The 8,146-nt window shown below is 39.6% G+C and carries 8 protein-coding genes and 2 pseudogenes; 6 read left to right on the top strand and 4 right to left on the bottom strand.

From position 1 onward, the window contains the following. The 6 genes and pseudogenes from B4H32_RS11435 to B4H32_RS12775 form a co-directional block, all read left to right on the top strand. On the top strand, positions 1 to 747 hold a 747-nt coding region (locus B4H32_RS11435; RefSeq protein ID WP_286803146.1), incomplete at its 5' end, for a multicopper oxidase domain-containing protein. Continuing rightward, positions 734 to 1,654 carry a copper resistance protein B gene (locus B4H32_RS11430; RefSeq protein WP_286803143.1) on the top strand — a complete coding sequence of 307 codons (921 nt, stop codon included), beginning with the start codon at positions 734 to 736 and terminating at the stop codon, positions 1,652 to 1,654. The genes B4H32_RS11435 and B4H32_RS11430, both read left to right, overlap by 14 nt. A 71-nt stretch (positions 1,655 to 1,725) precedes the next feature. Beyond that, positions 1,726 to 2,384, top strand: a pseudogene (locus B4H32_RS11425) (IS256 family transposase); the annotation flags it as partial. 11 nt (positions 2,385 to 2,395) lie between these two features. After that, positions 2,396 to 2,872: a helix-turn-helix domain-containing protein gene (locus B4H32_RS11420; protein ID WP_004677047.1), complete on the top strand. Its 477-nt coding sequence runs from the start codon at positions 2,396 to 2,398 to the stop codon at positions 2,870 to 2,872. Further along, a complete protein-coding gene (locus B4H32_RS11415) occupies positions 2,868 to 3,407 on the top strand; it encodes an IS630 family transposase (RefSeq protein ID WP_126038012.1) in 540 nt (179 codons plus the stop codon). Before B4H32_RS11420 ends, B4H32_RS11415 begins: the two co-directional genes overlap by 5 nt. Before the next feature lie 182 nt (positions 3,408 to 3,589). Then, a pseudogene (locus tag B4H32_RS12775) lies at positions 3,590 to 3,899 on the top strand (hypothetical protein). Positions 3,900 to 4,164: 265 nt separating this feature from the next. Here the strand turns inward: B4H32_RS12775 and groL are convergent. The 4 genes from groL to B4H32_RS11395 all read right to left on the bottom strand — a co-directional run bounded on the left by groL (position 4,165) and on the right by B4H32_RS11395 (position 8,013). Next, entirely contained in the window at positions 4,165 to 5,799 is a 1,635-nt protein-coding gene (gene groL, locus B4H32_RS11410; RefSeq protein WP_004755906.1) for a chaperonin GroEL, read from the bottom strand. 59 nt (positions 5,800 to 5,858) lie between these two features. Continuing rightward, positions 5,859 to 6,149: a co-chaperone GroES gene (locus B4H32_RS11405; protein WP_004674886.1), complete on the bottom strand. Its 291-nt coding sequence runs from the start codon at positions 6,147 to 6,149 to the stop codon at positions 5,859 to 5,861. Positions 6,150 to 6,326: 177 nt separating this feature from the next. Then, on the bottom strand, positions 6,327 to 7,094 hold the full coding sequence (locus B4H32_RS11400; protein ID WP_004755907.1) for a metallophosphoesterase family protein: 768 nt from the start codon (positions 7,092 to 7,094) through the stop codon (positions 6,327 to 6,329). Then, the gene (locus B4H32_RS11395) at positions 7,075 to 8,013 is read right to left on the bottom strand and encodes a diacylglycerol/lipid kinase family protein (RefSeq protein ID WP_005329282.1); all 939 of its coding nucleotides are present in this window, start codon (positions 8,011 to 8,013) and stop codon (positions 7,075 to 7,077) included. Before B4H32_RS11395 ends, B4H32_RS11400 begins: the two co-directional genes overlap by 20 nt. Positions 8,014 to 8,146: the final 133 nt, after the last annotated feature.

Below are 8,146 nucleotides of genomic sequence, written 5' to 3'. Positions count from 1 at the left end.
CATGATATGTCTTCTATGAAAGATATGAATCATGACATGTCTTCTATGAAAGGTATGGATCATGATATGTCTTCAATGAAAGATATGAATCATGATATGTCTTCTATGAAAGGCATGAATCACAATATGTCTTCTATGAAAGGTATGAATCATGATATGCCGATGAATAGCGCTACTGTTAAGGCGGCTTCAGACAAGAATGATAATACCGTATTTGGATGGGCAAATGCTTCAACACCTGAAGGTAATAAAGCATTGCAATATAGTGATTTGCAATCGTTAGATCCTCAAAAAGACACTCGTGCAGCTGAACGTGAAATAGAGATACGTCTTGGTGGAAACATGGAGCGTTATATTTGGACAATAAATGGTAAAAAATTTAATGAAGCCGACCCACTAGTGGTGAAGTATGGTGAACGTATTCGCTTAAAATTTGTCAATGACAGTATGATGGCTCACCCAATGCACTTACATGGCATGTTTATGCAGCTTGAGAATGGTCAGGATCCAAGCAATATGCCAAACAAACATACGGTAATTGTTCCACCTGGGAAAACTATAACTACTCTGCTTACAGCCGATGAATTAGGTGAGTGGGCTATTCATTGCCACTTGCTTTACCATATGAGCGCAGGAATGATGAATAAACTAATTGTGGCCCAAGTAGACAAAGATAGTGTTTCAAAAAATATTGTTGCTCAGCCCCCAATAAGTGAGAAGGGAGTAAATCCACATGCAAATCACTAAGAATTTCTTCTCAAAAACAGTCTTATCAATTGCATTAATAAGTATATCAAACTTAACTTTTGCTAATAGCAGCACTTCGGAACAAGAAAGTAATATTACAAATGGTATGAGAGTCTTATTACAGGAGTCTGGTGGCTTAAGATATAGCCCCCAAGAATTGTATCCAGAATATTATTCAATGGAAAATGCAAATGGGGGAGATAATATTATTTTGACTGCAAGAAAGAGATCAGACGGATCTCACGATGATCATCTTAAAGAACATGGCGGACAAATTTATCAAGTAACAAAACTTGAAAATGCATGGATAGTTGATGAAGATGGTAAGGGTACACTAGGAACGAAGTTTGAAACTTTGATTGGGACAGATGAAAATCGTCTATTTATTGAAGCCAATTCGGAAAAGTCAGAAAGTAATGATCCAAAATATGCTGTATCAGCACTTTATAGCCGTAACGTAGCCCCATTTTGGGATGTACAAGCTGGGGTAAGATATAGTGAAGATAAAAATAACAGCAGCAGCGATCGAGTGGATGGGGTTATTGGTATATTAGGTCTAGCTCCTTATTTCTTTGAAACTCAGGCTTATTTATACGGTGGTGAAAATAATTTTTGGGGAGCTAGTTTTGACGTGGATCGAGACTTATTACTTACCCAAAAGTTAATTACTCAACCATATATCGAAGCAGATATTGTACTCAATGATAATTCTGACTTTGCTTCTAAGACCGGCTTGTCTGAATTAAAGACTGGTATAAAAACCAGATATGAGATTACTAAAAGGATTAGACCCTTTGTGGATGTTGCATATCAATATGAAAAAGGGTTGAAAGAGACAAGATTCCAACAAGCCACTGACTCAGAAAAAGGCTGGTTGTATGGTGCAGGTATCGAGTTTGTTTTTTGAGACTGTAAATAAAACTGTGTAAACGCTTAAACTATCCCTCAACGCTGTTGGGGGCAACACAGGTGTTTACCATGAAAGATGAAGCAATGCTGGCATTGGCAAAAGAATTTGCCAAGAACTTAAAAACAGAAGCTGACCTGAATAATTTCAGTAAAGCTATAAAGAAACTCACCGTTGAAACTGCACTCAATGCTGAACTGACAGAACATTTAGGCTATGAGAAGAATAGCCCTCGTATAGGCAAAAATACACGTAATGGCTATACAACCAAACGGCTATTTACTGATGATGGTGAATTTGAACTAGACACGCCTAGAGATCGTGATGGCACTTTTGAGCCCCAGCTGATCAAGAAGATGAGAAGCAGCGCTTCGCAAGGCGTATCACACAAATGGATAGCCAAATCCTATCCCTATACGCCAAAGGCATGACGACACGAGATATTGTTGCCACATTCAAGGAAATGTACGATGCGGACGTCTCTCCAACGCTTATTTCCAAAGTGACGGATGCAGTTAAAGAACAAGTAATAGAATGGCAAAATCGACCATTGGATGCCCTTTATCCTATTGTCTATATGGATTGTATCGTCGTGAAAGTGCGTCAAGATAGTACGATTATTAACAAAGCGGTGTATCTAGCATTAGGTGTCAATACAGACGGACAGAAAGACTTATTAGGTAAGTTTACAAAAACAACTAAACATGCGAAAAGACATTTTTGGTTAAACGATGTTTGCACATGCCACGGATTGTTACCGTCCCACTCAGCTTAGAACAGCGTGCACAACTAATTCTCTTGACCAAGCATGCAGCACATTGGCGTGAAAGACAACGTGCCCAAACCATTCTCTGGCTTTCCGAAGGTAAAACTGTTGCCGAAGTTGCTGCGTTACAAGAGCGTATCCCAGAAACCATAAGGCTACAACGCCGACATTGGGAGCTACATCAGTTTGAATCGATTCAAGAAGGCCATCGCTCAGGCCGTCCCAATACACTGACCTCAAACTATCAGGCTCAAATCTTAGAGTGGGTCAACACAAGCCCACTCAATGCAGAACAAATCCGAGTCAAACTGCATGAAAAACACGGTGTATCCGTGTCTGTTGAAACTCTTCGCAAGTTTTTGCGAGATTCAGGCATGGTCTTCAAACGCACCCGCCACAGCTTGAAAAAAAAGAGACCCGACCGCATTTGGACAAGCGCAACAGCAGATTGAAGCATTACGTGAGCAAGCGGCACGTGGTGAAATTGTATTGGGCTATGTGGACGAAACAGGATTTTCGGCTACGCCAGATAACCGTTATGCATGGACAAAGATAGGCGATGTTCATGCGGTTGATGCTGTAAGACTAAAGCGAGTTAATGTGATGGGTTGTCTGCTGTCAACGGGTCATCTGATCACCAGTTGCCTACAGGAGTCCGTTAACAGTCGCTGGTTTTATGCCTATTTGATGGGTGTAGCAGCACAGGTGAAACGCAGCTATCAAGTTCCTTTGGTGTTGATTGTTGACAATGCCTCGATTCATCGCAGCAAACAGATGGTAGATTGGCGCAAGCTTCTTGTACAAGAGTATTCAACGACTTTGTATTTTCTACCTGCGTATAGTCCTGAGCTGAATAGAATTGAGATGGTTTGGAAGCAGATGAAGTATAACTGGCGGGATTTTAAGGTGATGAAGGCAGATCAAATAGAGCGTTGGGTTGGGCAGATTTCAAAGGGTTTTGGTAATGAATACATGTTTACTTTTTAGTTGATACTTAAGCAGTCGATGTTGTTATTACCAACAACAAACAAAAGATTATTAACTGATATAATAAAAAAAATAAGTCTTTTTTTTGATTTTTTAAACATATCTCATCTTTTATTTTATTAATTTGATAATCTTCATTTTAAGAGTTTATCTTTTCAACCTATACAAATGGAGAAAATCTAATGATTAAATCTATAGACCTTACAAATACAGAGCGACGTGTATCGACTGCTGAATTTGCATTAAGAATGAATATATCTGAAAAAGAACTATATGATCGAATTATAGTCAAATCATTATAAAACCAATACAACTCAGTCGATGAATTATTTAGAGTTTTTTTCGAATCCTGTATGGATAATAAAGTAGTTTGACTATAAAACTGGTCGCGTGAAAAGACCGATAAAGGATGGACGTAAAAACTTCTGGCTTAATAGCTATGTCCTTACCTGTATTCTAAATGAGGAAAACTCCATTCTTACGTCAAAATGAAATAGATGTTGCTCTAAGTCAAAAACGCCTGATTTTTCTCAGGCGTTTTTTTCAATATTTTCATTCATTCATTCAAGAGTTAAATTCTTATCTAATAAGATCTCTTCTTTTTTAAGAGATTAAAGATCTATAATTAAAAAGGTCACAAATAAAATTTGTGACCTTTTTTGCAACAAACTCATATGTGAGTAACACTATGAGTAAGCTAAATTCTGATATAATAAATTATTTTAAATTACAACAATTTAATATATCAGTGAGTAGTTTACATCATTCCGCCCATACCACCCATTCCGCCCATATCTGGAGCAGCTGGTTTATCTTCTGGGATATCAGTAATCATTGCTTCAGTCGTCAACATCAAGCCAGCAACAGAAGCTGCATGCTCAAGTGCTGAACGGGTTACTTTAGCAGGGTCAAGAATACCCATTTCCAACATATCGCCATATTCACCAGTTGCGGCGTTATAACCGAAGTTACCCTCACCGGCTTTAACAGCGTTGATTACAACAGATGGCTCATCACCCGCATTGGCAACGATCTGACGAAGTGGCGCTTCAATCGCACGGCGTAAAATGTTGATACCTGCTGTTTGGTCTTCATTAATGCCTTTCAAGCCATCAAGTGCATTCACCGCACGAACGAGTGCAACACCACCGCCTGCAACCACACCTTCTTCAACCGCTGCGCGCGTTGCATGAAGTGCATCATCTACACGATCTTTCTTCTCTTTCATTTCAACTTCAGTTGCTGCACCGATTTTAATGACTGCAACACCGCCTGCGAGTTTCGCAACGCGTTCCTGAAGTTTTTCTTTGTCGTATTCAGAAGTTGATTCTTCGATTTGCGCACGGATCTGTTGAACACGTTCAGCGATTTGTTCAGCATTACCAGCACCATCAACAATTACTGTGTTTTCTTTAGACACTGTGATTTTATGAGCAGTACCTAAATCTTGAAGAGAAGCTTGTTCTAAAGACATACCGACTTCTTCAGAGATTACAGTTGCACCAGTCAAGATTGCGATGTCTTGCAGCATTGCTTTACGGCGGTCACCAAAACCAGGGGCTTTAACCGCACATACTTTGATAATACCGCGCATGTTGTTTACAACAAGTGTAGCAAGCGCTTCGCCTTCAACATCTTCTGCAATGATTAGAAGTGGTTTACCTGTTTTAGCAACCGCTTCCAATACAGTGATCAATTCACGAATATTGCTGATTTTTTTATCCACAAGAAGAATGAACGGATTTTCAAGTTCAGCAGTTAAAGTATCTTGCTTGTTTGCAAAGTATGGAGAGATATAACCACGGTCGAACTGCATACCTTCTACAACGTCTAAAGCGTCTTCGAAGCCAGAACCTTCTTCTACAGTGATAACACCTTCTTTACCTACTTTTTCCATTGCTTGCGCAATCAACTTACCCACAGTGGTGTCAGAGTTTGCAGAGATTGAACCTACTTGTTCAATCGCCTTGAAATCATCAGCAGGTTTTGCATTGGTACGGATATTTTCAACCACAGTTCTCACTGCGATGTCGATACCACGTTTCAAGTCCATTGGGTTCATACCAGCAGTTACTGACTTGATCCCTTCGTTTAAGATTGCTTGAGCAAGTACAGTTGCAGTTGTTGTACCATCACCTGCAATATCATTGGTTTTAGAAGAAACTTCACGAACAAGTTGAGCACCCATATTTTCAAACTTGTCTTTTAATGAAATTTCTTTCGCAACAGTAACACCATCTTTAGTGATGTGCGGTGCGCCGAAAGAACGGTCAATGACAACGTTACGGCCTTTAGGACCTAAAGTTACTTTTACTGCATCTGCAAGAACGTTTACGCCTGCAATCATTTTTGAGCGAGCTGAATCACCAAATTTTACGTCTTTAGCTGACATATTAAACTCCGAATCTTTTTAAATACTGAATCTGATAATAAATGTGAGTTATGTGTAGATTAGCTTTCAAGCACAGCCAAGATATCTGACTCTTTCATAATCAAGAGTTCTTCACCGTTTACTTTTACAGTTGTTCCCGCATAAGTACCAAACAATACTTTGTCTCCAACTTTAACATCCAAAGCACGTACACCATTGTCAGTGATCTGACCATTGCCCACTGCAATCACCTCACCCTGAGATGGTTTTTCAGCAGCAGAACCTGGAAGTAAAATACCGCCAGCAGTTTTGGTTTCTTCTTCTACACGACGAATCACAACACGATCATGTAATGGACGAATGTTGCTCATAATTAACTCCATCAGACTTAGTCTTTTTTGATAAATTGTTATGACAAGACAAAAGCGCCATAACAAAATTTGATATGCCACTTTTGTGGGGTTAAAAAAAATGGCTTCAAGGGGTAAAAGAAAAAAAATTCTATTTCTAGATGTTTTTTTAAACACAAGAAATCATGAAATGCTGTATTAAACACTTTCTGGGGATTGAACAAATATTTTTAACTTTTCATCAAACCAATAATGCTCAATCTTGCCATTCCCTAAAATAACATTAAAACCATTGGTTGAGTCATGGTGTAAACGGCTCGAAATTGCAGTGCCTGCATGAATGTCATAGATAGGATGATTGACATTCAACTGATAAATCTTTGTGAGATCATATACTGCTGTTTGATGTAAATGCCCATGCAACAAGCCAAACAGTCCCGTTTCGCCCCAGCGTTCCAAAGCAATCTTCCCTAAAACAGGACAATCCTTATCATCACGCTGATCAGGAGATATATAGAAAGGCTGATGAAAAACCACCAGCTTTATTTTATTTGAGGGCACATTGTTTAACTTTTCATAGGTTTCATGGATTTGTTCCATGGAAATATGTCCCCGCGTGTGGTAACGCCGCCGAATACTGTTTACCCCCACAATATAAAAATGCTCAGTTTCCAGCGTTGTTTCCAGGCGACCAAAAAATGCCTGATACAATACAAAAGGGGAGAAAAATCGGTTCCAGACCTGATAAAGGGGGATATCATGATTTCCTGGCACCACCAAATAAGGCAATGACAGGGAATCCAGAAATTTTCGGCAGGCATAGAACTGCTTAAAGCGGGCACGCTGGGTTAAGTCCCCACTCACCACAATCGCCTCTGGACGATGCTGTTGGCAAAACTGCTGTATGGCCTGAATACATACCTCTCTTTCAGTGCCAAAGTGTAAATCAGACAGATGCAACAGCATTTGGCACCATTACCTTTAAAGAAGATTTTTCAACTGCGAATTTTAGCGGTGTCTGCATTTCCATCAGTTCTCCATCCACGGCCACAGTGAGCTTTTTCTTTTTACACTCTACCTGAATCTGTTCAGCACAGAATGAATAAACATCAGAAGCCTGATCAATTTTCCCCTGAATCAGTGTCCATAACATTTTCAGCAAACTTAGCCGATCACTTTTGGCCACCACCACCCCTGCCAGCTTTCCATTGGCAGCACATTCCGCAATCCTCAATTTCATGTCACTGAGCTGAAGCTGGTTATTGCCAAAGAAAACCAGCGGTGTTGCAACAGGATATTTTCGGCCATCTACAGTGACCGCCAGTTTTAATGATTTGTGTTCACGCAACAGCACATCCAAACCCGATGTATAGGCATTCAAGGGGAAACGGCCAAAACGCTGGTTATATAATTCACGTTTTTTTATAAATAAGGGATATAAACCCAGACTGGCATTATTCAGGTAAATCTGGTCATTCAGGGTGGCAACATGAACCTTATGTTCAATGCCTGTGGCAATCACCTCCGCAGCCAGCCCCAGATCAATGGGGATATTCAGGGCGCGGGCAACATAATTAAATGTCCCTAATGGCATGATTCCCATTGGAATATCGGTATGCATCAATTTTTTGGCAACCGCATTCAAGGTTCCATCCCCTCCTGCCGCCACCACAACACCACGCGAATCGGCATGCTGATGTCTGGAGAGTACCGATGTCATCATTTCATCAAAATTAACCCGCTGATTTAACTCAAAAACTTGGATTTCAAACCCATATTGTGTCCAGAACGTCATGAGACGTTCATATTGCTCATCTTGTTGTGCTGCATGAAAACCTGATTTTTGATTATAAATGAGGGATAAAGGCCGTAAATTTTGACTCATACAACTTAACCTGAATAAAGTTAACAATCTTATTTTTGTTTACAAAATCAACAAATAAAAGCTTCTTTATGTAAATTTTGAGTGAGCATCATTCATATAACCAATAATAATTCTCAAAAAATCATAATATTTT

This window comes from Acinetobacter sp. UBA2063 (genome assembly GCF_002333245.1).
GTDB classification, from domain to species: domain Bacteria; phylum Pseudomonadota; class Gammaproteobacteria; order Pseudomonadales; family Moraxellaceae; genus Acinetobacter; species Acinetobacter parvus.
The sequence above is the reverse complement of the archived record's forward strand: the minus strand, read 5'-3'. Positions and strand labels throughout refer to the sequence as shown.

Bases quoted from the DNA above. Each gene is read 5' to 3' on its own strand.
- B4H32_RS11430 (WP_286803143.1), top strand. From the start codon at position 734: ATGCAAATCACTAAGAATTTCTTCTCAAAAACAGTCTTATCAATTGCA.
- B4H32_RS11420 (WP_004677047.1), top strand. From the start codon at position 2,396: ATGCCACGGATTGTTACCGTCCCACTCAGCTTAGAACAGCGTGCACAA.
- groL (WP_004755906.1), bottom strand. From the start codon at position 5,799: ATGTCAGCTAAAGACGTAAAATTTGGTGATTCAGCTCGCTCAAAAATG.
- B4H32_RS11405 (WP_004674886.1), bottom strand. From the start codon at position 6,149: ATGAGCAACATTCGTCCATTACATGATCGTGTTGTGATTCGTCGTGTA.
- B4H32_RS11400 (WP_004755907.1), bottom strand. From the start codon at position 7,094: ATGCTGTTGCATCTGTCTGATTTACACTTTGGCACTGAAAGAGAGGTA.
- B4H32_RS11395 (WP_005329282.1), bottom strand. From the start codon at position 8,013: ATGAGTCAAAATTTACGGCCTTTATCCCTCATTTATAATCAAAAATCA.